This is a genomic window from uncultured Kordia sp. (assembly GCF_947489565.1).
In the GTDB taxonomy this organism is placed as follows: domain Bacteria; phylum Bacteroidota; class Bacteroidia; order Flavobacteriales; family Flavobacteriaceae; genus Kordia.
Map to the genome: position 1 here is coordinate 164,832 of NZ_CANLEA010000009.1, position 22,943 is coordinate 187,774.

General features: G+C 34.8%; 27 protein-coding genes. 2 read left to right on the forward strand and 25 right to left on the reverse strand.

What is annotated here, in order from left to right; translation table 11 throughout:
• Positions 1 to 164 precede the first annotated feature (164 nt).
• From Q0845_RS13950 to Q0845_RS13970, 5 genes are all read right to left on the reverse strand, one after another.
• Positions 165 to 4,121 carry a hypothetical protein gene (locus tag Q0845_RS13950; protein WP_298514276.1) on the reverse strand — a complete coding sequence of 1,319 codons (3,957 nt, stop codon included), beginning with the start codon at positions 4,119 to 4,121 and terminating at the stop codon, positions 165 to 167.
• The gene (locus tag Q0845_RS13955) at positions 4,103 to 4,342 is read right to left on the reverse strand and encodes a hypothetical protein (RefSeq protein WP_298514278.1); all 240 of its coding nucleotides are present in this window, start codon (positions 4,340 to 4,342) and stop codon (positions 4,103 to 4,105) included. Before Q0845_RS13955 ends, Q0845_RS13950 begins: the two co-directional genes overlap by 19 nt.
• A gap of 278 nt (positions 4,343 to 4,620) precedes the next feature.
• The gene (locus Q0845_RS13960; RefSeq protein ID WP_298514281.1) at positions 4,621 to 7,251 is read right to left on the reverse strand and encodes a glycoside hydrolase family 9 protein; all 2,631 of its coding nucleotides are present in this window, start codon (positions 7,249 to 7,251) and stop codon (positions 4,621 to 4,623) included.
• Positions 7,252 to 7,405: 154 nt separating this feature from the next.
• On the reverse strand, positions 7,406 to 7,927 hold the full coding sequence (locus Q0845_RS13965; protein WP_298514283.1) for a hypothetical protein: 522 nt from the start codon (positions 7,925 to 7,927) through the stop codon (positions 7,406 to 7,408).
• 12 nt (positions 7,928 to 7,939) lie between these two features.
• A complete protein-coding gene (locus Q0845_RS13970; protein WP_298514285.1) occupies positions 7,940 to 8,980 on the reverse strand; it encodes a hypothetical protein in 1,041 nt (346 codons plus the stop codon).
• A gap of 234 nt (positions 8,981 to 9,214) precedes the next feature.
• On the opposite strand from Q0845_RS13970, the gene Q0845_RS13975 reads away from it, so the two are divergent.
• The gene (locus Q0845_RS13975; RefSeq protein WP_298514287.1) at positions 9,215 to 10,414 is read left to right on the forward strand and encodes a hypothetical protein; all 1,200 of its coding nucleotides are present in this window, start codon (positions 9,215 to 9,217) and stop codon (positions 10,412 to 10,414) included.
• A gap of 108 nt (positions 10,415 to 10,522) precedes the next feature.
• Positions 10,523 to 10,789, forward strand: a complete 267-nt coding sequence (locus Q0845_RS13980; RefSeq protein ID WP_298514289.1) for a hypothetical protein — start codon at positions 10,523 to 10,525, stop codon at positions 10,787 to 10,789.
• An 87-nt stretch (positions 10,790 to 10,876) separates the two neighbouring features.
• Here the strand turns inward: Q0845_RS13980 and Q0845_RS13985 are convergent, their stop codons facing one another.
• From Q0845_RS13985 to rplF, 20 genes are all read right to left on the reverse strand, one after another.
• Positions 10,877 to 11,092 carry a hypothetical protein gene (locus Q0845_RS13985; RefSeq protein WP_298514291.1) on the reverse strand — a complete coding sequence of 72 codons (216 nt, stop codon included), beginning with the start codon at positions 11,090 to 11,092 and terminating at the stop codon, positions 10,877 to 10,879.
• Positions 11,093 to 11,129: 37 nt separating this feature from the next.
• Positions 11,130 to 11,318, reverse strand: coding sequence for a hypothetical protein (locus Q0845_RS13990; protein ID WP_298514292.1), 189 nt, complete (start codon positions 11,316 to 11,318; stop codon positions 11,130 to 11,132).
• Positions 11,319 to 11,390: 72 nt separating this feature from the next.
• A complete protein-coding gene (locus Q0845_RS13995) occupies positions 11,391 to 11,549 on the reverse strand; it encodes a hypothetical protein (RefSeq protein WP_298514295.1) in 159 nt (52 codons plus the stop codon).
• Positions 11,550 to 11,814: 265 nt separating this feature from the next.
• Positions 11,815 to 13,104: a phosphopyruvate hydratase gene (eno, locus tag Q0845_RS14000; RefSeq protein ID WP_298514297.1), complete on the reverse strand. Its 1,290-nt coding sequence runs from the start codon at positions 13,102 to 13,104 to the stop codon at positions 11,815 to 11,817.
• Positions 13,105 to 13,446: 342 nt separating this feature from the next.
• Positions 13,447 to 14,049, reverse strand: a complete 603-nt coding sequence (locus Q0845_RS14005; protein WP_298514299.1) for a hypothetical protein — start codon at positions 14,047 to 14,049, stop codon at positions 13,447 to 13,449.
• A 17-nt stretch (positions 14,050 to 14,066) separates the two neighbouring features.
• Positions 14,067 to 15,179, reverse strand: coding sequence for a glutamine-hydrolyzing carbamoyl-phosphate synthase small subunit (gene carA, locus Q0845_RS14010; protein ID WP_298514301.1), 1,113 nt, complete (start codon positions 15,177 to 15,179; stop codon positions 14,067 to 14,069).
• Between the two features lie 9 nt (positions 15,180 to 15,188).
• Positions 15,189 to 16,019, reverse strand: a complete 831-nt coding sequence (locus tag Q0845_RS14015; RefSeq protein ID WP_298514303.1) for an FkbM family methyltransferase — start codon at positions 16,017 to 16,019, stop codon at positions 15,189 to 15,191.
• 106 nt (positions 16,020 to 16,125) lie between these two features.
• Positions 16,126 to 16,602 (reverse strand): 50S ribosomal protein L17, encoded by a 477-nt coding sequence (gene rplQ / locus Q0845_RS14020; protein WP_298514306.1) that lies wholly within the window; start codon positions 16,600 to 16,602, stop codon positions 16,126 to 16,128.
• 60 nt (positions 16,603 to 16,662) lie between these two features.
• A complete protein-coding gene (locus Q0845_RS14025) occupies positions 16,663 to 17,655 on the reverse strand; it encodes a DNA-directed RNA polymerase subunit alpha (RefSeq protein WP_007094962.1) in 993 nt (330 codons plus the stop codon).
• 25 nt (positions 17,656 to 17,680) lie between these two features.
• Positions 17,681 to 18,286, reverse strand: coding sequence for a 30S ribosomal protein S4 (rpsD, locus tag Q0845_RS14030; protein ID WP_298514310.1), 606 nt, complete (start codon positions 18,284 to 18,286; stop codon positions 17,681 to 17,683).
• An 82-nt stretch (positions 18,287 to 18,368) separates the two neighbouring features.
• Complete coding sequence (rpsK, locus tag Q0845_RS14035) at positions 18,369 to 18,758, reverse strand: 30S ribosomal protein S11 (protein ID WP_108115112.1); 390 nt, start codon at positions 18,756 to 18,758, stop codon at positions 18,369 to 18,371.
• A gap of 11 nt (positions 18,759 to 18,769) precedes the next feature.
• Positions 18,770 to 19,144, reverse strand: coding sequence for a 30S ribosomal protein S13 (gene rpsM / locus Q0845_RS14040; RefSeq protein WP_290683571.1), 375 nt, complete (start codon positions 19,142 to 19,144; stop codon positions 18,770 to 18,772).
• A 2-nt stretch (positions 19,145 to 19,146) separates the two neighbouring features.
• On the reverse strand, positions 19,147 to 19,263 hold the full coding sequence (ykgO, locus tag Q0845_RS14045; RefSeq protein ID WP_007094966.1) for a type B 50S ribosomal protein L36: 117 nt from the start codon (positions 19,261 to 19,263) through the stop codon (positions 19,147 to 19,149).
• Positions 19,264 to 19,269: 6 nt separating this feature from the next.
• Positions 19,270 to 19,485, reverse strand: a complete 216-nt coding sequence (gene infA, locus Q0845_RS14050) for a translation initiation factor IF-1 (RefSeq protein ID WP_007094967.1) — start codon at positions 19,483 to 19,485, stop codon at positions 19,270 to 19,272.
• A gap of 2 nt (positions 19,486 to 19,487) precedes the next feature.
• A complete protein-coding gene (secY, locus tag Q0845_RS14055) occupies positions 19,488 to 20,828 on the reverse strand; it encodes a preprotein translocase subunit SecY (RefSeq protein ID WP_298514317.1) in 1,341 nt (446 codons plus the stop codon).
• A 15-nt stretch (positions 20,829 to 20,843) separates the two neighbouring features.
• Entirely contained in the window at positions 20,844 to 21,296 is a 453-nt protein-coding gene (gene rplO, locus Q0845_RS14060) for a 50S ribosomal protein L15 (RefSeq protein ID WP_290683563.1), read from the reverse strand.
• 15 nt (positions 21,297 to 21,311) lie between these two features.
• On the reverse strand, positions 21,312 to 21,491 hold the full coding sequence (gene rpmD / locus Q0845_RS14065) for a 50S ribosomal protein L30 (protein ID WP_290683561.1): 180 nt from the start codon (positions 21,489 to 21,491) through the stop codon (positions 21,312 to 21,314).
• 12 nt (positions 21,492 to 21,503) lie between these two features.
• Positions 21,504 to 22,028, reverse strand: coding sequence for a 30S ribosomal protein S5 (gene rpsE, locus Q0845_RS14070; protein WP_108115107.1), 525 nt, complete (start codon positions 22,026 to 22,028; stop codon positions 21,504 to 21,506).
• 6 nt (positions 22,029 to 22,034) lie between these two features.
• Positions 22,035 to 22,388, reverse strand: a complete 354-nt coding sequence (rplR, locus tag Q0845_RS14075; RefSeq protein ID WP_298514320.1) for a 50S ribosomal protein L18 — start codon at positions 22,386 to 22,388, stop codon at positions 22,035 to 22,037.
• Between the two features lie 9 nt (positions 22,389 to 22,397).
• Positions 22,398 to 22,940 carry a 50S ribosomal protein L6 gene (gene rplF / locus Q0845_RS14080; protein ID WP_298514323.1) on the reverse strand — a complete coding sequence of 181 codons (543 nt, stop codon included), beginning with the start codon at positions 22,938 to 22,940 and terminating at the stop codon, positions 22,398 to 22,400.
• Positions 22,941 to 22,943 lie beyond the last annotated feature (3 nt).

The window sequence follows — 22,943 nt, forward strand, 5'->3', positions numbered from 1 at the left end:
CCGCGAATGTACTTAAATGAATTCTTTTTTTAAACTTAAAAATCTTAAATCCATCGATATTTATAAATAACGATTGTTAAAATTGTATGGTGATTATTTTAAAACTTTTAAAACCTCATCTTGAGCTTGAACAAATACATTATTAAAGTGATTTTTTTATTCTTCTATTCATGTTCTGGCAATTGTTCTATAATTTGAAAAGTAGGAAAGTTTAAGAAGTTCCCTGGATGTGCCAATGCATTTTGCAATAAAAATGGTGCATCAGGACTTGTACCTGAATATTGTGTGTGACCATCCATATTGATATCGTGTGCATCATAACCTAAAACTCTATAGGTAGGGAAGTTTAGAAAGTTTCCTGGATCATTTAGTACTTTTGAGAGAATCGCTGGTGTATCTGCACTGTTTCCCGAATATTGGATTAAATGATCTCCATTTACATCACCACACCACATTCCTAGAGTGTTTTCTGGCATTCCAAAGGTCGTTTGCGCATGTGTTCCATAGGTAATTGGATTGTTACTATTTGTAAAATCTACAGCAGTGACCGTATCAGACAGCGCAAAAGTACTATTTGACATGATTCCAAAGTGATTTCTGTGTTTTATGACGATGTAATAATCACCCGCATCTTGACTGAAGCTTATCGGAGTAGAAACATTGTTTGCAGTTGCTTCTACAATATCGCCATCACTTTGTAGTATTGCTGATTTTCCATCAATGATCGTCGTAGGATTTGTGGCATCTCTAAGTTCTATCCATATCCAATCGACTATTTTATCATTACCTACAGCGGTAAAAGCCTCATAAGATATACTAGCTCCATCTCCATAAGGACTGGCGGCTTTATCAATGTAATTATTATCTTTTAAGTCGGCTCGCATAAAACCATTGGTGCTTTGTAGCATAGCGCCTTGCAAGTATACTTTTGCCGCTATTTGAACCGAAGTATTACAAAGTTCATTAAAGCTTGTAGTAGGTTCAATATTTGACCAATTGGTTGTACTATATGCAGCAACATCTACTTGAATACAGGATAAATCAAAGTTTCCAAGCGTGGTAAATGCTATTATATTGGTATTGTTTCCGTTTTTTATATTGAAGCTAGTCAACATATTATTGTCTACTGCTACATCATTTAGGTTGCTGTTGTTACTTAAATCTAGTATGCTTAAAAGGTTTACGCCACAGTCTAAGATTTCCAATGCTGCAAAGTCTTCTATTCCTATAAGATCAGAAATACCGAGATTGCGAATGTTTAAGTTAGTTACCGTATTGATATTTGCTGTTGCTACATAATCGTCCAACACATCGTCAAAGTTTAAATCGATGAGTGCTTGTTCAAAGTTATCATCTGGCACATAGGTAAGTCCTGGTGTCGTTGTTGTGGCAACACACACATCAAATGTTTCTGTTGAAGCAGCTATATCTGTATATACTTGAAGATAGTAAGTATTTCCAATAATTAATCCTGTTACCTCATCTTCTAACGCATTTGAAGTTGAACAATAGATTGCATCGGTGATGTTTCCGCAGTTATAGGTTTGTGCATCAATGACCGTAATATATATTCCTGAATTAACTCCTGATGAATTTAGTATTTTGATGTTATGTGTGGTTTCTGTGGCAACAAAACTGAACCAAACATCTGAAAAGCTACCTGAGTCTCCAAAACATTGAAATGTGTTTGAGTTTGTAGCCAATGCTAGCGTTCCGGCAACAGCATTTTCGCAAAGAACAGTACTAATTGGCACAGCAATGGCATCTACACAATTATCATTTTCAGGAAAATTACAATCCGTAGTGAAGTTTGTGCCGAGATCAACATTGTTCCAGTTGGCAGTACTGTATGCCGCATCATCTACCTGAACACAGCTTAAACTTGGTGTGTTTGTAGTATTGAAAGTTAAGACATTTGCATTGTTTCCATTTTGAATATTTATACTATTAAGCATGTCGCTATCATTACAGGATAAATTTATTAAGTCTGGATTTTGAGATACATCTATATAAAATAGCGAGCTTCCTTCGGCATGTAACGTTTGCAGTAAGACATTATCCGTAACATCAATTCCTGCGATAGGGCAGTTTGCTAGTGATAGACTTTTTAAGTTTATATTGTCTGAAATAGCTACTTCTGAAATTTGTGTATTGCTTATGTTTAAAACTTCCAAAGCAGTATTTACAGTGACATTTATAGTTGAAATTTGACTGTATCCGTCAATATTTAGTGTTTGTAGTGTTGGGTTTTGTGATACATTAATACTGTTTAATTGATTGTTTTCAAAATGTGCAGCTGACAGTAGTGGACTTTGAGTGATATCAACCGAGGTCAATTCATTATCTGCCGCAGACACATACGATAGTGATGGATTGTTTGTAACATCTAAGGCACTAATACTATTTCCGTCTATTGTTAAAGATGTTAGTGCGATATTTTGAGTAACATCGATTCTTCTTAATGAATTATTTGCTGCATTTACGATTGTTAACGCTGGATTTTGAGTTAAAATTAAACTATTAAATGAATTGTTAGCAACATTCAAATTTTCTAATAATGGATTTTGAATAACATCGATTCTCCATAATGAATTTCCTTCTGCAAGTATCGTTGTTAACAGTGGATTTTGAGAAACATCTAACTCCCTTAGGGCATTGTTAGGAAATACCAATGTTGTCAATTGTGCATTTTGACTAACATCTAAAACAGTAACCATATTATCACTAAAATCCAATTGTTGTAATGCTGTAAAATCTTCAATTCCTTTAAGTTTTACAATGTTCTTGTTGGTAATATTTAAAGAAGTTACTGAATTAATATTTGCCGTAAGCACATAATTATCTAACACATCATCATAACCTAAATCGATTAATGCTTGCTCAAAGTTATTGTCTGGCACAAATGTTTGTCCTGGAGGTACTATTAACATATATTCTTGCAGACAGAATGACACATCCCTCGCGGGTGTTAGATCCAATGGATAAGGACCTATACTCGTTTGAAATACCCAAGAATAAATTTGAATAATTAATTCATCACCTACTTCCCAACCACTTAAAACAGTATCTTCTGGAGTAACACCAATAGCATTTGTGCATATAATCTCATTTCCTACAGCATTTCTTATAATAATCCCAGGATTACCTCCAAGTGTTGTCCAAATTAATGCATCGGTTGTTGCCGTCCATGTAAAAAATTGATCATATCCTGTATTGCCAGCATTACATGTTCCGTCTAGTCCACTATCGGTAGTTCCATCCGTACTAAAAGGTAAGGTTCTTTCAGTACAATACTCCCCAAAATCATCAGGAACAATTGGAATGGCTCCAGTTATTAAATCATTTTCTGGAGTATTGAATTCTTGCAAACAGAATGTACGGGAATCATGATGTGTGTATTTGTATAAATGTATTTGAATGATGAGTTCTTCTCCAAGTTGCCATCCACTAAGTCTCACAGAATCTCCATAAGATCTTACAGCACATACATATTCAACCCCCGAAGTACTTCGAATTGTAATTCCAACTAAGTCAGTATTGGGTCCAAAAAGCAAACCTGTAGAAGTTGTTGTCCATGTAAAGAATTGATCTGCACCTGTGTTTTCACCTCTACAACTACTATCTAATCCGCTATCTGTAGTAGTATAGGTATCTGTGTCGAAAAGTACAGTTAGGTTATTACTCGTTATGGAACAATCACTTCCTACAGCGCTTGGCGTTATCGGAATTGCTCCAGCAGCTGTATCGTTCGGTGGCGGAATAATTGTTTTTTCTTCTAAACAGAAACGTGAAATCATAGTTCCACCAGAAGGAAATCGTGTTCTATTTACTTGAATGATGAGATTGTCTCCTACTTCCCAACCTGTAAAAATAATATCTGAGGAATTACCTGAACCTAGGCTTGTACAATCAATTATATCATACGGTGCCGTTGCATTTCTAACAATGACTCCAACAGGTTCATTACTTCCAAATCTCTCAAATTTTAAACCATCGGTTGTTGCTGTCCATGTAAAAAATAGATCTAGTGTTCCAGAACCAGTAAATCTACATCCGCCCAAACCACTATCAGTTATACCTGGCATTCCAAAATCGAGTTCAATTAGGTTATCGTTTGACAACCTGTTCCTTCTGGTAAAGGCGTAATTGGTATGGCTAATTCGACCGTATCTGGGACATTGACTTCATCAGTGCTTGCTTCTACTGTATTTGAAGTATCGTTATCTTCATTAATTAGTGGAAGTGTATTGGTAAAATTGTTGTTTGGAAGTGACGCAACTTCTGAAGCTGCAAAAAGAATGCTAGTAACAGTTAAGAATACGAATAGTAATTTTAATCTCATGTGAACGGATTTAGTTATTTTTTTAAATCGTAAATAGCACAAAAGACGATATATAAATATACCTTGAAACAAATAATGATTATTGTTTTTCTTGTGTAATAATAACGTATTAAATAAATACGAACTATGGGGAAAAAATTTACTTTAGCTAATGTACTTAAATGAATTTTATTTTGCAGATTAAATATCTTAAATCTGTCACTATTTCAAAATTATTGACTCTTAAAATAATAAAAAGCGCCATTTCACAACAGATAAAACGACGCTTTTACATATGATTACTGAATGCTTATTTCTCGTGTGATGATGTCATCATCTAAATTTATTTTTAGAATGTAGATTCCTGCACTCAAGAAACCTGTTTCGATTTTAATACTGTTTTCACCAAATATAGTATTTTGTTTGACTTCTATTTTTCGTCCGTTGATGTCATATAATAAAGCACCTTTAAAAGTACTATTGCTTTGCCAGTTTATTCTAAAAATACCTTTATTTGGATTTGGATAAATGGTGATTTTTTGCGAATCATTTAATGTTGTTTCTGGTACACTTAGAATTAAATCAGGATTGAATAGTGAATTTAGGTATCCGTAAAACATCATGGATTGAATGGTATTTTGATGAATGGTAAATTCTGATTGTAAAAAGTATACACGCGCATCTAAATTCATTTCCATATATGGCCAATCGGCAATTGGTGGCGACATAATAAAGTTTTCTTGACTGTCTAAATGATGTGTGTATAACGGAATTCCCGGAATGGCATTTCCTGCATTTGTAAAAGCAGCATCGTGCAATACTTCTCTTGCATAGCGTTCTGCTCCAAAAAGATCGGCTCTGGTAATATATACTTTGTTTTCTGGGTTTCCGCCTAGCATCATATCGTTGCTAGACAACATTTTGTTGAGCAAATCGGTGTCTTGTGTGTGATAGTACGACATAATTTGCGGCATGATTTGCGGTGTTGAACCTGTAGTTCCTAAGATTGGTGGTTGGTATTGCGATTTTATGAAACGAATTGGTTTCAGACTGATATCGTCCGTTCCCCAAACATCACTCCAATAGTTGATGGCTTGTATTTGTATGTTTTGCAAATTGATCGCTGCTGCATCAAAATTTGACCATTTATCTTGTGGGATGACACTAAATATCCAGTTTGCCAACGATTCATCATGTATTTGAAATTGATATAAGAAAGTTGTGGGCGTTGTTACGATGGTATTGTTTTTATAAAAGTCTAAATATTCTTGTATTCCTGTCAAACTATACAATGCCGCCGCCGCTGTTAATTTTAAATCTTTTACTTTTCCTGCATAACTTATTCCTTGAAATAGTTGTTCTAAATCGGCAAGTGTTTCATTCGTATTTGCCCAATTGTACGCTGCGATAGCTTCATCTCTGTAGAGTTGCGCTTGGTTGTTTGGATCGCCAACCACACTTAAAGCTTCCGAAAAGTTAGCCGCCGCAATTGCATATACATACGATGCTGTTGGATCTTCTTTGTATACATACCACATTTGTTCTGATGACGAATTCCCTGAACCGTCGTTGTAGGATGGTCCGTAATAACCATCGGTTTCTTTTCCGCCACAAATTCCTCCAGTTGGTCCTTTGGTTCTTTTAAAAAAATCTAGTGTCCATTGTACTTCATCTAATATATCTGGCACTCCGTTGTTGTTTTCAGGAATGTTTAAGTCTCCATCTTTGAAACCGTTTGGCGCTAGTTTGTATAGAAAACTTGCATAAATTGGCAGGTTTAAGTGCTGAATGTACACATCAAAATCGCCTGCATCAAAATGTCCGCCACTTCCCCACGGCATTGCATCGGGTGAAGTCATCCACACAGGTACATTTGTAGGATTGATAAATGAGGTTGCTTGCGCTGGCAATTGCACAAAACTTTCTTCATCTCCATTGACATTGTCCATGCGTCTGTAATTGGAATAAGTAATTTCAAAACCATCTACACCTGGCACATGATCTACAGGTTTTGTAAATGGTGCATATTCACTTCCGCGATCAAATCCGCTTCGTTGGTATAGCAAACTGTTTGATATGGTTTTGTAAATGTCATCATAGACTTTATCAGAGATTTTGAATGGAAACGAACTTCCAATGCCCTCTATGACAATTTTATATTCTTCTGAATCACTTACAGGAATCGTGTTTCCGACTTCGGAGAAATCAAATTCCCAAATAGGAGAATTGTACCAATATTTGGTTGCAAAATCTTCTGAATAATCTGCTAGTGTATTTGGAGCTCGAAATTGCAATCCGTCGGTTCCTGTTCCTGTGTATATGATTTGATTGTCTGAAACGCGTACTATATGGCAAGTTGTGCCTATGAAACTAGAAAAATCTTCATGATGACTGTTTGATAAATTATTTTTCCCAAGCCATTGAGAAACATAGGCGAATTTTTCGGTAGCACTTGCTATCATTCCTACTTGATTGACATGAATACTTTCAGAGAAATTTGTAAACGCATCAAAAGTGAGATTGTATGCGTTTTGTTGTGTATTTATATTGGCAACATTTATTGTATATGTTTTACCAGCTTCCATCGGGTTGGGCAATCGGATATAGACATAGTATTCAAGTAATGCAACTTGTTCTTTGGCTTTAAAAAATGTTGCTGTAGCTTGTTGTGCCGTTGTGTAAAAAGTATCGTCGGCACTTGTAATGTTGAAATTTGCAGGAATGAGCGCTTGTGCTTCATTTATTTGTCCGTAATACGTAGCATTTGGCGCGCTGTAGAAATAAAATTCGTCAAAGTTTGTAAAGTCTTTTTCTCCTTCATCAAAATGTAGCAGTATTGTATTACTACTTACAGGAGTTATGGAGATAAGTTGCTGCCCAAATGCACTCATACAGAGTAGACAACTCAAGAAGAAGTTAATTTTTTTCATGGCAAATAAGTTGTTTAGTATCTTTAAATATACTAAATGTTTAACTTATTTTCAAAAAGATTAAACAAAAATACATGTATTTATGTTTTGCATACTATAATACTGACTATCAATATTATAATTATTTTTTATGATCTAGACTATGTTAGTGCTTTCAGCCTATAGATTCTGCAGCTTCAGGTTGTGGTAAGAAAAGTTCGATCAAGAATACCAAACTGTCTTTCGCTATAATTGTAATTGAAATGATGATTGTAGTGAGTAAAATCGCGACAGCTAAATTGTTCTTCTTTAATTCACCAACTTCATCTACATGTTTCGTCAATGATTTGGTAAGCATAAACGCACTAAAATGAATGACTCCGGCTAATAAGAATCCGACAAATAGTGATATGGAAGAGTATTTTAGCACCTCAACATATAAAGTGTCTTTTGCATGAATTTTTAGCATTCCTATCGAATTAATAATCGATGGAATGATGCCACTTAGTAAATATCCTGTACTAAAAATAATTCCTGAAAAGAAGATACTTAATGCCAAATTGGAATCGTTTAAGTTTTCTTCTTTTAGCTTAAAGATTTTGATGAGTATTTTATACGAGATAAAAAATATAATGATCGCTAATACGATGGATAGTATTAGTTGACTTAATGCTAGATAGAATACGTCTGTGTTCATAAGTTTACGTTTTTAATTGACTAATACAAAATCCCAATAATTTACATTGGACACTTTTGGAGGTAAATATCCGATTGGACATCCTTTTGCAGTAGTTTCTACGAAATAATATTTTCTTCTGTTATATGTTTTATAGGTTCCGCGTGATGGCAAGTTGATTGCTAATACCGAATGTCTGTATTCATCACTGTTTAGGACGGCAACTTTGTAATTGAATTTTCTTAAAAGCACAAAAAGCAATACTGTACGCGAATCGCAATCGCCTTGTAAGTTGGCACTGAATTCTGCAGGAGCAAAAATTCCGAGTCGCACATTACCTACACAAGGAAATTCTTCAGTTCCATTGCACGGCGTTGATTTTATGTAATTGTATTCAATGTCTTGAATGCTGGTAATAATTAATTCGGCAAATTTTCTACGATTTAGCTTTTTCTCTTGTTGTATTTTACTAAACGAAGTGTATAAATGTTCTAATAATGTACGATCGTGATCTGCCATATGTTTATAGAAACTTCCCCAAGAAAAGTTTCGTGTGTATCTATAACTACGGCGATTGTTTCTTGATTTTGTGACACTGCTTTCGGCGATTTTGAAATCCATACGATGCCAGTTTCTATCAAAATCCTTCCAATATTGCTTGTTTACAATATATCGAGTTTCTTTGCCACCTTCTGTGGTGGTGACAATTTCGGTTTTGTCTTTGTCTTCTTCTGTGTCCTCTGAATCTATGATATATCCTGTATTTTCTCCCAGAATCATGATAACAACAGAGAAAACTACGAATACAATAACGGTTCGTAAGAAGTCTGAAAAAACACCTTTTATTACTTGTTTGTTTGAAGATGATTTTCGCTTTACTTTTTTCCAAAGATAACGCAACACAAAGAAACCAGCTACAGTGACCACTAAGAGCGTCATTCCTTGTATTTTTACCGTATACGTTAGGTGTATCAGTACAATGATTAGAAATATAGTCGCCAAAACTGCCATGAGTCCAGAAAAGAGCCTTTGAAAGCCCACGAGACAGCCGTTTGGTTTTTTGTTGTTGGTCATAGGCTAAAGATATTATTTTTTTTGATTTTTATCTTTTTGTGGATTTGTTTTTTTTTGATTGTGGATTTGGTTGGTTGGTTGTCTGTTTGTTGATTTGTTTGTCTGTTTGTTGATTTGTTTGTTTGTTTATCTGTTTGTGGATTTGGTTTTTTGTTAATTCGTTGATTTGTGGGTTTGTGGGTTTGTTTTTGAGTTTTGGATTTTTAGTATCTTGTAGAAACTAACACCAACAGCATGTTTTTTAAATCGAATAGACCTTTTGCCGAAAGAGGAATTTTGTTTGCTATCTTATTAGGAATTGTAAGTTACTTAGTTTTTGCGGGTATTATGTATACGAATATTAAACCAACTTATACAGCATACAAGTCCATTGAAAAAGCTAATTTAATGGTTGATAGTACTTATACAAACGTTGGTATACCGTTTAAAGAACATTATTTACAAGATTTAGCCAACATAGATAAAGCAGATACAGAGAAAGTGATTTTGGTTGATAACATAGAGCGTCCAAATCATTTTTATAAAAAGTCACGGCTTTTTGAAAACCTCCTATTTTCTTCGGAAAATGAAAGTTATTTACACTTTACTATTAGTGGTTTAGATTTGAAGTACGCTAAAGTGCTAGGAAAGAATGATATTCCTAATCCGTATTTTTTGAATAGCAATCCTAAAATGGCACTTTGGATTTTGTTGATTTCTATTGCAGTTGGATTTACGTTTTTCTTGAGTCCGCTTTTTTATGCTGAAATTCGCAGGTATAATAAAGATTTGAGCATAGGAATTCGCGTAGGTAATATCATTTTTGCTGTGATTGTTTTCGCCTTCTTAGTTATTCCTTTGTTCATGCCTTCGATTATATTTCCTGGCATTTTGATTAAACCAACCGATGTTTCTATCTATTTTGACACAGGATTTGAAAGTTTTGCCATCATGTATGGCGCTACCGTTCCGTTTGTATGTACTATTTTTTGGCTGATTCTCATTTTTACAGTCAATTCTAAAATTTCTCAATTGTATACATCCAATTCAGAAAAACTACTCACAAGATTCAAAGCGATTAAAGATGATGTTGAACGGTATTTTTTAGTGATTGCATTCTTTTTAGCATTTACTATTTTTTGTACCGATACTTTATTGAGCACATTAAATGCATTAGGACCTGACGCACCAACATTGTTCCCAAGAGAGTTTGCTTTTAGCAACGGACTGATTCAAACCTTCTTTTTAGTGCTGATTTATTTTGGAATTCAAGCGAATTTTAGTCGTATCAAAAAAGGAATCCAATTAAATGACTCCATTACACCTGAAGACAAGGAAAATTTAAAAGAACATGCTGGATTTTTCAATTATGTCAAAGTCATCTTAACCATGTTAGCACCTTTATTGGGTAGTGGTATACAAGATTTGATTGGCTTAATTTCTGGTGGCGCATAATATGTAATCATCTGTTTTACCGACTTTTAAACTTCTATTTTACGGAAAAACCGTAACTCCATCATTCTATTTTTTTATAACTTACTGTAAATCAAAAACTTTAACATTATGAAGAAAAAGAATTTGAAGAGTTTATCGCTTCGTAAACAATCCGTAAGTAATTTGAATAAAACATTCGGAGGCAATGGTTCTATTGATGTAGGAAGCATTATTGATACTATTATAGACTTTACAGAGAAGTACACAAGAGTGTTTTCATATTGTCCGCATGTAAGTTGTGGTTGTCCAGATCCGACAATACCACCTCCGACCGAAGGTATACTAACGTGTGTAAGAACTGCATGTGAAGAATTAACGTGTGTAAATTGCGCGTAATATTAAAAAACAACAAACCGCTTACGTTTTTGTAAGCGGTTTTCCTTTTCAGGTATTCATGGATATGAATCTTCCCCCAAAGATTCTTTATCCTTGTTGTTGATGTCCTCCTGCTCCTTGTGCTTCACAAGTTTCTTCAGCTAACGTAATCTTACAATCTGGACGACAAGAACGAGTACAACTCATACAATTTGTGCGTGCATCAGAATTACTTGAAGCAAGACCTCCAGTAACTTCTAAAAGATTTAAACTAGAAATAGATTTTTTGTTAAGGTTTAATGATTTTAATGTTTGTTTTTTCATAATGTGTAGTTTTAGATTAATATTAATTATTTGCTATTTAAGCCTCTTTTTTACAGCCATCTTCATCTGCTAAGGTGATTGGACAAGGAAGACAAGAACGTGTACAACTTATACAAGCAGTACGAGCATTTGTATTACTTGAAGCTGGAAGAGCTCCACCTGTAAGATTTAGATTTGAAACAGATTTCTTGTTAAGATTTAATGATTTTAATGATCGTTTTTTCATAATATATAGTTTTGATTATTTTGAGTTTTAATAGTTTTTAAGCTTATTATCCAGCGTATATTAATTTGCTCATTACTCTCGACACGGATGACAAGAAGGTGGATATGTCATACAACCTGTACGTACATGAGATCTAGGTATAGGTGGTAAAGGAGAAGCGCCTCCAACAAGATTTAGATTAGAAACTGAGTTCTTATTAAGATGCAATAATTTTAATGAGCGTCTTTTCATAATGTATAGCTTTAAGTTAAACGTTGATGTGATTAATAATTTTGATGTAAATGTATATCGTAGCACAACACGAAAACAGTAAAGCAAACGACAATTCCGTGAATTATAGAAAACCCTAAAAATTTGAATTCCAGCTGTTTTTTTTGCAACAAAAACCTGTAAAATCTCTCAAAAATAAATTTGTTACAATTCCGTGAATTATCATAAACAAAAAAAACGAGCTCCTTTTCAGGAACTCGTTTTTCATATGTGAATGTAAGAAGTATTAGTTTATTTTGAACGCTTTATCTTGTGGATAGTACGCTACTGCTCCTAGTTCTTCTTCGATGCGTAGTAGTTGATTGTATTTAGCCATTCTGTCGGAACGCGAAGCCGAACCTGTTTTGATTTGTCCCGTATTCAACGCAACTGCTAAATCAGCAATCGTATTGTCTTCCGTTTCTCCAGATCTGTGCGACATTACCGAAGTATATCCAGCATTGTGTGCCATGTTTACAGCAGCAATTGTTTCTGTCAATGTACCAATTTGGTTTACTTTGATTAAGATTGAATTTGCTGTATTGTTTTCAATTCCTCTTGACAAACGCTCTACATTGGTTACAAATAAATCGTCTCCCACCAATTGTACTTTGTCTCCGATTTTTTCTGTTAGGTATTTCCAACCTTCCCAATCGTTTTCATCCATTCCATCTTCAATAGAAATGATTGGATAATTTGCTGCTAACTCCGCTAAGTAATCTGCTTGCTCTTGCGATGTTCTTATTTTTCCAGTTTCTCCTTCAAACTTAGCATAGTTATATTTTCCATCTACGTAGAATTCCGCCGCAGCGCAATCTAATGCAATCATTACTTCATCACCAAGTTTGTAACCTGCGTTTGCTACCGCTAATGAAATGGTGTCTAAAGCATCTTCCGTTCCGTCTAAAGTTGGTGCAAAACCACCTTCATCACCAACAGCTGTACTTAAACCTCTGTCGTGTAATACTTTTTTAAGGTTGTGAAAAATTTCCGTTCCAATTTGCATGGCGTGCGTAAAGTTTTTCGCTTTTACAGGCATTACCATAAATTCTTGAAACGCGATTGGCGCATCTGAGTGCGAACCTCCATTGATGATATTCATCATTGGTACTGGCAACGTATTGGCAGAAACTCCACCAACATATCTATATAATGGCATTCCTAGTTCGTTTGCAGCTGCTTTTGCTACGGCTAACGAAACTCCTAAGATTGCATTTGCTCCTAAGTTTCCTTTGTTTGGTGTTCCATCCAAATCGATCATAGCTTTGTCAATTTGGTTTTGCTCAAATACAGAAACTCCCATCAATTCTTCTGCAATGGTTGTATTTACATTTTGAACAGCTTTACTCACTCCTTTTCCCATATAAGCGTTTCCGCCATCTCTCAATTCTACTGCTTCGTGTTCACCTGTCGATGCTCCTGATGGTACTGCAGCTCTTCCTAATATTCCAGTTTCTGTAATTACATCTACTTCTACTGTTGGATTTCCTCTTGAATCTAATATTTGTCTTGCGTGAATGTTAATAATTCTGCTCATTTTTTGTCTTTTTTATCTCATTTACTCGATAATCGAGATTTTAATGATCCGACGAAAGCGTCGAAATGTTTTTAGCTGTTTTTCTGAATACTTCGTGGATTTCCCTTGAAGTAGTTCGTTGCTAATTTACAAAACTCTTCCAAGTTTTATAGGCTTTGCCGTTGCTTTTACGGATATATTAGCAATGTGTTTGTTTTGCTTGATTTTCAAAAATGCGAAAACGTTTTCCCCAAGAAATACCGCAACTATTTTTTACTCGATAATCGAGATGTATCATGCCAAAGGCTTGTCTCGACACGCTATCATGAACTCAGTTACGATATACTTCGAGAATTTCAGCTACTATTTTTTACTATATAGCACAATATTTTCGGCAGATTTGAACGCATACGATAGCGATTTGTCCATAAAAGACTTCTCTGCATTGTAATTTACCAAGGCTGCAGCATTTGGCACTTTCAATTTCCATGAACCTGATTTTGTCAGTTTCCCTGGAATGACCATTGCTACTTGTCCGTATGTTTGTGACACATCTACCGCAATCGTAGCTTTTCCATTATTTGCAGCTTGTTGTGCTTTGTTTAATGCTTCTTGATCGTTTGCATTTCCTAATTTCGTCCAAGCATTTGACTTTTTTACTATTGGTTGAATACTATCATAAATGACAAATCCACCATCTGTTGCTCGAAAATCGCCAATATTATAGAATTCTGTGATCATTTTAGTGATGCTGTTTCTACAATCGTTTCTATTTGTTGACGCTGCTTTGCATTGTTTAAAATAGGCAATTGTTGTAGACAAAAACTGATCTTGATCTGTGGATAGTTTTACTTCTTCAACTTTAGTTGTACTAGAATTTGAAGTTGTTCCTTTTTCAGATTTTGGATCGTTTTTACAAGAAACTACCAATAGTATTGCGAATACGAATGTGATGATTTTTTGCATTTTATGTTGATTGTATTTTAAACGGTTTTTACTTTTTGAATGTTCTCAATGAATTGATCAAATAGATATTCTCCATCGTGTGGTCCAGGACTTGCTTCTGGGTGATATTGCACTGAGAAACAGTTTTTATCTTTTACACGAATTCCGGCTACAGTATTATCATTTAAATGTACGTGTGTAATTTCTACATTTTCATTGGCTTCCGTTTCTTCTCTATTGATGGCAAAACCATGATTTTGTGAAGTAATTTCACCTTTCCCAGTAATCATGTTTTTTACAGGGTGATTGATTCCTCGGTGTCCGTTGTGCATTTTGTACGTTGAGATTCCATTTGCCAAAGCAATTACTTGGTGTCCTAAACAGATTCCGAATAATGGTAAATCGCGTTTGATAACTTCTTGAGCTACTTTGATAGCATCTTCTAACGGTTCTGGATCTCCAGGTCCGTTTGATAAGAAATATCCATCAGGATTCCATGCGTTCATTTCTTCGAAAGTAGCGTTGTATGGAAATACTTTGATGCAGGCATCACGTTTTGCTAAGTTTCGTAAGATGTTTTTCTTTACGCCAATATCCAATGCTGCAATTTTATGTGTTGCATTTTCGTCTCCGTAGATGTATGGTTCTTTCGTTGATACTTTAGAAGCCAATTCCAATCCTGCCATACTTGGTACTTCGGCTAGTTTTGCTTTTAAGCCATCAACATTGTCAACATCTGTAGAAATTACTGCATTCATTGCTCCATTATCTCTAATGTAACTTACCAAAGCTCTGGTATCTACATCTGAGATTGCAAATAAATTGTTTTTGTCTAAGAATTCTTTTAAAGAACTATCGGCTGCATCTCTTGAGAATTCGTAACTAAAGTTTTTACATATTAACCCTGCAATTTTTACACTATCAGATTCCATTTCGTCTTCGGCTGTTCCGTAGTTTCCAATGTGCACATTTGCTGTTACCATTAGTTGTCCGTAATACGATGGATCTGTAAAGATTTCTTGATACCCTGTCATTCCTGTATTGAAACACACTTCTCCGAAAGCCGTTCCTGGTTGTCCAATTGCTTTTCCGTAAAAGATTGTTCCATCTTCCAAAAGTAATAGTGCTTTTTGTCGATTTTGGTATTTCATATCGCTATGCTAATTTAGTTGTGTTGTATTGTGTTTTGTTGTAATTATAGTATTGTTATGTACTTTTCCAGTGATTTGATAACCTAAAGAAAGAATGTTTTCCTTAAACCAATCATTGGTTAAAATGTCGTTATGTGATAATATTTCTAATATTAATATTGGCTTGCATCGTTTGATTGTGTTGATAGCACCTTTGAGTGCAGGAACTTCAAAACCTTCTAAATCGAATTGAAGGATTGAGATATTTCTGTCTTCTGGAATGATGTTATCTAATCTTTCGATGAAAATCGGTACAAATTTACCATTTTCTGAATCAATTATTCTACTCGCGCCACCTAATTGTCTTCCATCTTCAGTGGCAACTTGTAACTTTTGTTCTGATTTCTCAGCACCCAAGCCAACTTGAAAGAGTTCTACATTTTTTAGATTGTTGATAAGTATGGTAATTTCTGAACATCTGTAGTATTCTGAGCTTGGCTCAAATGTCCATACTTTGGCATTTTTGGAGATATTTTTAGCAATTCCTGGTAGGAAGTCTCCAAAAAATGCACCTGCTTGTACTACATCGCCTTCGCCACAATGGTCAATAATATATTGAATGGTGTGAGGCTCATATACATCTCCTTTGAGAATTGCTTGCACTACAGATTCTTTTTGCACCGCATAAGGTGTGCAATACCCTCCGTATTTATTGTATGCAATTGTACAATCTAATGTAAATTCATCCTTCGTTAAAGAAGTCAAATGAGTAGGTTTACTAACGTATCCTTTCTTAAGGACTTTTCTTTTAATAAACTTCTTTAATTTTTTAGGAGCTAATGATTTTACAAGTTTGATCATTGTTTGGTAATTCGTTTTCTAAACTAATAAAACTGAGTTTCGCTAATATAAAAAAAAGGATAAACTCATAAAGTTTATCCTTTTATATGTAATGAATTGATTTCCATTATTCTTCTTCGTTAGAAGCTTTAGTTTCAACTGGAGCAGGAGTTGCAGGTTTATTACCACCTTTTCCTCTTCTACTACGTCTAGTTGTTTTCGCTTTCTTCTCAGTGTTGTACGTTTCATTGTAGTCCACTAATTCGATTAATGCCATTTGAGCATTATCTCCTAAACGATTTCCTAACTTAATAATTCTAGTGTATCCACCTGGTCTGTCTGCAACTTTTACAGCTACATCTCTAAATAACTCAGTTACTGCATACTTGTTTCTAAGTTTACTGAATACTAAACGACGGTTGTGCGTTGTGTCTTCTTTAGACTTAGTTACTAATGGCTCAACAAATTGTTTTAATGCTTTCGCTTTTGCAACAGTAGTGTTGATACGCTTGTGCTCGATTAAAGAACAAGCCATATTAGCTAACATTGCTTTTCTGTGAGCAGTTTTTCTACCTAAGTGGTTTACTTTTTTTCCGTGTCTCATGACATTTGTTTTTTACCTTTATCTTGCTGCAACTCGTTTGAGGAGCAAATTACAAAGGAATTAATCTTTATCTAATTTGTATTTTGATAAATCCATTCCGAAACTTAATCCTTTTACGTTTACTAGTTCTTCTAGCTCAGTTAAAGATTTTTTACCAAAGTTTCTAAACTTCATTAAATCATTTTTGTTGTAAGATACTAAGTCTCCTAATGTATCTACTTCTGCTGCTTTTAAACAGTTTAATGCTCTTACAGAAAGGTCCATGTCTACTAATTTAGTTTTTAGTAACTGACGCATATGTAATGATTCCTCATCATATGTTTCTGTTTGTGCAATTTCGTCCGCTTCAAGAGTAATACGCTCATCAGAGAATAACATGAAGTGGTGAATTAATGTTTTTGCAGCTTCTGTTAAAGCTTCTTTAGGATGAATAGATCCATCAGTGATGATTTCAAAAACTAACTTTTCGTAGTCAGTTTTTTGCTCAACACGATAGTTTTCTATGCTGTACTTAACATTCTTTACAGGTGTATAAATAGAATCTGTAAAGATTGTTCCTAACGGAGCATTTGATTTTTTGTTTTCTTCAGCTGGAACATACCCTCTACCTTTTTCGATAGTAATTTCCATGTTAATGTTCACACTAGCATCCATGTTACAGATAACTAAATCTGGATTTAACACTTGGAAACCAGAGATGAATTTTTGGAAATCACCAGCAGTAAGTTGTTCTTTACCTGAAACAGAAATAGATACTGATTCATTATCGATATCATCTATTTGTCTTTTAAAGCGTACTTGCTTTAAGTTCAAAATAATCTCTGTTACATCTTCTACAACACCAGAAATCGTTGAAAATTCGTGATCTACTTTGTCTATTCGTACAGAAGTAATCGCAAAACCTTCCAATGATGATAGAAGTACTCTTCTTAATGCGTTCCCGATAGTTAGCCCATAACCAGGTTCTAAAGGACGAAATTCAAATTTGCCATCGAACTCAGATGAGTCAATCATGATAACTTTGTCGGGCTTTTGGAAGTTTAATAATGCCATATTAAGAATACTTTCTGATTTATTATTATTTAGAATATAATTCTACGATTAATTGCTCTTTAATATTTTCAGGAATTTGAAGTCTTTCCGGAATAGATACATAAGTACCTTCCTTCTTTTCTCCATTCCATGTAATCCACTCATATACGTGGCTAGCATTTGCTAATGATCTATCAATTACGTCAAGAGACTTTGATTTCTCTCTTACACCCACTACATCTCCAGCTTTTAATGTGTAAGAAGGAATATTCACTTTTTCTCCGTTTACAGTAATGTGACGGTGAGACACTAATTGTCTTGCACCACTTCTTGTAGGAGAAATTCCCATTCTGTAAACCACGTTGTCTAAACGAGATTCACATAATTGTAGTAATACTTCACCTGTAATTCCTTTGCTTCTGTTAGCTCTGTCAAATAGATTTCTAAATTGACGTTCAAGGATACCGTAAGTATACTTTGCTTTTTGTTTTTCCATCAACTGGATTGCGTATTCAGATTTTTTTCCTCTACGTCTGTTGTTTCCGTGTTGACCTGGAGGATAATTTCTTTTATCAAAAGATTTATCATCTCCGAAAATTGCTTCTCCGAATTTACGAGCAATTTTAGTTTTTGGACCAGTATATCTTGCCATTTCTAATAGTTATTATGAGAGTGATTATGAATTAAGGCTGTCCTTCGATAATCGTTAATCTCTCAATGTGAAAATAAATTAATTATACTCTTCTTCTTTTTGGAGGTCTACATCCGTTGTGTGGTAATGGAGTAACATCGATAATTTCAGTTACTTCAATTCCTGCATTGTGGATGGTTCTGATAGCAGATTCTCTACCATTACCTGGACCTTTTACGTAAACTTTCACTTTACGTAATCCTGCTTCATGAGCTACTTTAGATGCATCTTCTGCTGCAGTTTGCGCAGCGTAAGGTGTGTTCTTTTTAGAACCTCTAAAGCCCATTTTACCAGCAGATGACCAAGAAATCACATCTCCTTTTTTGTTTGTAAGTGAAATAATGATGTTGTTAAAAGATGCTGTTACGTGCGCTTCTCCAACAGACTCCACTATTACTTTACGTTTTTTTGTACTCTTGCTAGACTTTGCCATACTACAAAATATTATTTAGTTGCTTTTTTCTTGTTAGCAACAGTTTTTCTTCTACCTTTTCTTGTTCTAGAGTTGTTCTTCGTTCTTTGACCTCTTAATGGAAGTCCAGATCTATGACGAATTCCTCTATAACAACCGATATCCATTAAACGTTTGATGTTTAACTGAACTTCGGTACGTAATTCACCTTCAATTGTGTAAGTTCCTACTGCTTCACGAATTTTACCAATTTCTTCATCAGTCCAATCAGAAACTTTAGTGTCTTCACTTACGTTAGCAGTTGCTAAAATTTGTTTTGCTCTGCTTCTACCTACTCCAAAGATGTATGTTAATGAGATAACACCTCTTTTGTGTTTTGGAATGTCTACTCCTGCGATTCTTGCCATAACTATCCTTGTCTTTGTTTAAATCTAGGATTCTTTTTATTGATTACGTATAATCTTCCCTTACGACGTACAATTTTGCACTCAGGGCTTCTCTTTTTTATTGATGCTCTTACTTTCATGATTTTTTAGTATCTATAAGTAATTCTTGCTTTTGTTAAATCGTATGGACTCATTTCTAGTTTCACTTTATCACCAGGTAATAATTTGATATAATGCATACGCATTTTTCCAGAGATGTGAGCCGTTACGATGTGACCATTTTCTAATTCTACACGGAACATTGCATTTGATAATGCTTCTATAATTGTTCCATCTTGTTCTATTGCAGCTTGTTTAGCCATAATTATGCAACTACTTTACGGTTTTTACCAGTTTTCATTAAACCATCATAATGTCTATTCAACAAGTATGAGTTTATTTGTTGCATGGTATCTATGGCAACTCCTACCATAATTAGCAACGATGTTCCTCCAAAGAATAATGCCCAACCTTGTTGTATTCCCATAATTGTTCCTACAATAGCAGGGAAAATTGCGATCAATGCTAAAAAGATTGATCCAGGCAAGGTAATTTGTGACATTATTTTGTCTAAGTATTCTCCAGTTTCTCCACCAGGGCGAATTCCTGGAATAAATCCTCCACTTCTTTTTAAGTCATCGGCCATTTTATTCGTAGGCACTGTGATAGCTGTGTAGAAGTATGTAAATATGATGATTAAGAATGCGAATAAGACATTATACCATAATCCAAATACATCTTGAAAGTTTGCTGTCATCCATGCTCCTAAGCTTGAATCGGTACCTAAACCTTTTCCTATTGCTGTAGGCACAAACATTAAGGCTTGCGCGAAGATGATTGGCATTACACCAGATGCATTTAATTTTAATGGGATAAACTGTCTTGCTCCAAACATGTTCTTTTCATATCCTCCCGTTGCTGTTCTTCTAGCGTATTGCACAGGTATTTGGCGTACTGCCATTACCAACATGACGCTGGCAAGTATAATTACTAACCATATTACAATTTCTATAAGAATAAGCATTGGTCTTCCTGAGTTGGAAGCAAATTCTTGCAAGAATGCAGTAGGCATTTGTGCAATAATCCCAACCATAATTAATAATGAGATACCATTACCAATTCCTTTATCAGTAATTTTTTCACCAAGCCACATTGCAAAGATAGTTCCTGTTACAAGGATAATTACAGAAGGAATAACGAAATCTAATCCTTTTCCAATTGTAAATGCTGCGTCTGGAACACCTAATGCTCCTAATCCCCATAAATAGAATGGTGCTTGCACCAAACAGATAAGGATTGTAAGCCATCTTGTGATTTGTGTGATTTTTTTACGACCACTTTCTCCTTCTTTTTGAAGTTTTTGTAGGTAAGGAATTGCGATTCCCATCAACTGAACTACAATAGAAGCAGATATATATGGCATAATTCCTAGTGCAAATACAGAAGCCTTAGCAAAAGCTCCTCCAGTAAACATGTTTAATAGACCACCAAGTCCGTCATCAAAATTACCAGTAAATGCTTCACCAAGTTTTGTATAGTCCATACCTGGAAGACTCACCTGTGCACCAAAACGATACACTAGTAATAGTCCAAGAGTTACTAAAATTTTATTTTTTAGTTCCTCAATACTCCAAATACTTTTTATTGTGTCAATAAATTTTTTCATGCTTCTATGTAGAAATTATAAAGTTACTGCTTCTCCTCCTGCTGCTTCGATAGCTGCTTTTGCTGAAGCTGTGAATTTGTGAGCTGTAACTTTTAATTTTGATTTAAGTTCACCTCTTCCAAGGATTTTTACTAAATCAGTTTTTCTAGCTACTCTGTTAGCTACTAATATGTCTAAATCAACAGTATCTGTGATTTTCCCTTCGTCAACTAATTCCTGAAGTCTATCAAGATTTACACCTTGATATTCTTTACGATTGATATTTGTGAAACCAAACTTAGGAACACGTCTCTGAAGCGGCATTTGTCCACCTTCGAATCCAATTTTCTTTGAATAACCAGATCGAGATTTAGCTCCTTTGTGACCACGTGTTGCGGTACCACCTTTTCCAGAACCTTGTCCTCTACCTACTCTTTTGTTATTACTTTGAACTGAACCTTCAGCTGGTTTTAAGTTACTTAAATCCATAACCAGTTGTTATTTTTAAGCTTCTTCAACAGAAACTAAGTGTTTAACTTTATTTACCATTCCAAGGATGTTTGGTGTAGCCTCATGTTCTACAACCTGACCGATCTTTTTAAGACCAAGCGCTTCTAGCGTTCTCTTTTGATTTTGAGGACGACTAATTTTGCTTCTTACTTGTGTTACTTTAATTTTTGCCATTTTATCCTTGATTTATCCTTTAAATACTTTTTCTAAAGAAATTCCTCTTTGTCTTGCAACCATTCCTGCATCTCTTAATTGTAATAAAGCATCAAAAGTTGCTTTTACTACATTGTGCGGGTTAGATGATCCTTGAGACTTCGATAATACATTGTGAACTCCTACAGCTTCTAATACTGCACGTACAGCTCCACCTGCGATAACTCCTGTACCCGAAGATGCTGGTTGAATATATACTCTAGCTCCTCCGTATTTTCCTTTTTGCTCGTGTGGTAATGTACCATTTTGCAAAGGAATACGAACTAAGTTTTTCTTCGCATCTTCAATTGCTTTTGCAATTGCAGTAGCAACGTCTTTAGATTTTCCTAAACCGTGTCCTACAACACCGTTTTCATCTCCAACAACTACGATCGCCGAAAATCCAAAGGCTCTACCACCTTTTGTTACTTTAGTTACACGTTGTACTCCTACCAAACGATCTTTTAATTCTAATCCACCTGGCTTTACTAATTCTGCGTTTTTGTATTTCTGATACATAGTTTCTTAGAATTTAAGTCCTCCTTCTCTAGCACCTTCTGCTAATGATTTTACTCTTCCGTGGTATAAATATCCACCTCTATCAAATGCGATTGTTTCAATCCCAGCTTTTAAAGCTTTTTCAGCGATAGACTTCCCTACTAAGGCAGCTACTTCTGATTTTGTTCCTTCAGCTTTGATATCTTTATCTCTAGATGAAGCGGCAACAATTGTTTTACCATCTACATCATTGATAATTTGAGCATAAATTTCTTTATTACTTCTAAAAACAGATAATCTTGGTCTAGCTTCTGTACCGCCAACGATTTTTCTAATTCTGTTTTTGATTCTTTGTCTTCTTTCAGTCTTTGATAATCCCATAATTAATTATTAAGCTGATTTACCTGCTTTTCTTCTTAATACCTCTCCTACAAACTTAACTCCTTTTCCTTTATAAGGTTCTGGTTTACGGAACCCACGGATTTTAGCCGCAACTTGTCCTACCAATTGTTTGTCGTGCGAAGTTAATTTTATGATTGGATCTTTACCTTTCTCAGATATTGTTTCAACTTTCACTTCTGGAGCTAAGTTCATAACAATATTGTGTGAGAATCCTAAAGCTAACTCTAGTCTTTGTCCTTGATTACTTGCTCTGTAACCTACTCCAACTAATTGTAACTCTTTTGTAAATCCTTTAGAGACACCTTCAATCATATTGTTGATTAATGCTCTATATAGACCGTGTTTTGCTCTATGATCTTTGCTGTCTGATGGGCGTTCTAGTACTATTCGACCTTCTTCTTGTTTAACAGTAATACTGTCAACTTGTTGTGTCAATTCTCCTAATTTACCTTTTACGGTTACCTGACCATCTTTTATATCTACAGTAACTCCTGCTGGAATACTTACTGGGTTTTTACCTATTCTTGACATTTC

Excerpts from the sequence above, each read along its gene's own strand:
- Q0845_RS14005 (WP_298514299.1), bottom strand. The coding sequence starts at position 14,049 with ATGCAAAAAATCATCACATTCGTATTCGCAATACTATTGGTAGTTTCT.
- ykgO (WP_007094966.1), bottom strand. The coding sequence starts at position 19,263 with ATGAAAGTAAGAGCATCAATAAAAAAGAGAAGCCCTGAGTGCAAAATT.
- rplF (WP_298514323.1), bottom strand. The coding sequence starts at position 22,940 with ATGTCAAGAATAGGTAAAAACCCAGTAAGTATTCCAGCAGGAGTTACT.
- Q0845_RS14015 (WP_298514303.1), bottom strand. The coding sequence starts at position 16,019 with ATGATCAAACTTGTAAAATCATTAGCTCCTAAAAAATTAAAGAAGTTT.
- Q0845_RS13960 (WP_298514281.1), bottom strand. The coding sequence starts at position 7,251 with ATGAAAAAAATTAACTTCTTCTTGAGTTGTCTACTCTGTATGAGTGCA.
- secY (WP_298514317.1), bottom strand. The coding sequence starts at position 20,828 with ATGAAAAAATTTATTGACACAATAAAAAGTATTTGGAGTATTGAGGAA.
- rpsD (WP_298514310.1), bottom strand. The coding sequence starts at position 18,286 with ATGGCAAGATATACTGGTCCAAAAACTAAAATTGCTCGTAAATTCGGA.
- Q0845_RS13980 (WP_298514289.1), top strand. The coding sequence starts at position 10,523 with ATGAAGAAAAAGAATTTGAAGAGTTTATCGCTTCGTAAACAATCCGTA.
- Q0845_RS13955 (WP_298514278.1), bottom strand. The coding sequence starts at position 4,342 with ATGAGATTAAAATTACTATTCGTATTCTTAACTGTTACTAGCATTCTT.
- Q0845_RS13970 (WP_298514285.1), bottom strand. The coding sequence starts at position 8,980 with ATGACCAACAACAAAAAACCAAACGGCTGTCTCGTGGGCTTTCAAAGG.
- rplO (WP_290683563.1), bottom strand. The coding sequence starts at position 21,296 with ATGGATTTAAGTAACTTAAAACCAGCTGAAGGTTCAGTTCAAAGTAAT.
- rpsK (WP_108115112.1), bottom strand. The coding sequence starts at position 18,758 with ATGGCAAAGTCTAGCAAGAGTACAAAAAAACGTAAAGTAATAGTGGAG.
- Q0845_RS13965 (WP_298514283.1), bottom strand. The coding sequence starts at position 7,927 with ATGAACACAGACGTATTCTATCTAGCATTAAGTCAACTAATACTATCC.
- rplR (WP_298514320.1), bottom strand. The coding sequence starts at position 22,388 with ATGGGATTATCAAAGACTGAAAGAAGACAAAGAATCAAAAACAGAATT.
- Q0845_RS14025 (WP_007094962.1), bottom strand. The coding sequence starts at position 17,655 with ATGGCATTATTAAACTTCCAAAAGCCCGACAAAGTTATCATGATTGAC.
- Q0845_RS13985 (WP_298514291.1), bottom strand. The coding sequence starts at position 11,092 with ATGAAAAAACAAACATTAAAATCATTAAACCTTAACAAAAAATCTATT.
- Q0845_RS13990 (WP_298514292.1), bottom strand. The coding sequence starts at position 11,318 with ATGAAAAAACGATCATTAAAATCATTAAATCTTAACAAGAAATCTGTT.
- infA (WP_007094967.1), bottom strand. The coding sequence starts at position 19,485 with ATGGCTAAACAAGCTGCAATAGAACAAGATGGAACAATTATAGAAGCA.
- rpsE (WP_108115107.1), bottom strand. The coding sequence starts at position 22,028 with ATGTATCAGAAATACAAAAACGCAGAATTAGTAAAGCCAGGTGGATTA.
- Q0845_RS13995 (WP_298514295.1), bottom strand. The coding sequence starts at position 11,549 with ATGAAAAGACGCTCATTAAAATTATTGCATCTTAATAAGAACTCAGTT.
- rpmD (WP_290683561.1), bottom strand. The coding sequence starts at position 21,491 with ATGGCAAAAATTAAAGTAACACAAGTAAGAAGCAAAATTAGTCGTCCT.
- carA (WP_298514301.1), bottom strand. The coding sequence starts at position 15,179 with ATGAAATACCAAAATCGACAAAAAGCACTATTACTTTTGGAAGATGGA.
- rpsM (WP_290683571.1), bottom strand. The coding sequence starts at position 19,144 with ATGGCAAGAATCGCAGGAGTAGACATTCCAAAACACAAAAGAGGTGTT.
- rplQ (WP_298514306.1), bottom strand. The coding sequence starts at position 16,602 with ATGAGACACGGAAAAAAAGTAAACCACTTAGGTAGAAAAACTGCTCAC.
- Q0845_RS13975 (WP_298514287.1), top strand. The coding sequence starts at position 9,215 with ATGTTTTTTAAATCGAATAGACCTTTTGCCGAAAGAGGAATTTTGTTT.
- eno (WP_298514297.1), bottom strand. The coding sequence starts at position 13,104 with ATGAGCAGAATTATTAACATTCACGCAAGACAAATATTAGATTCAAGA.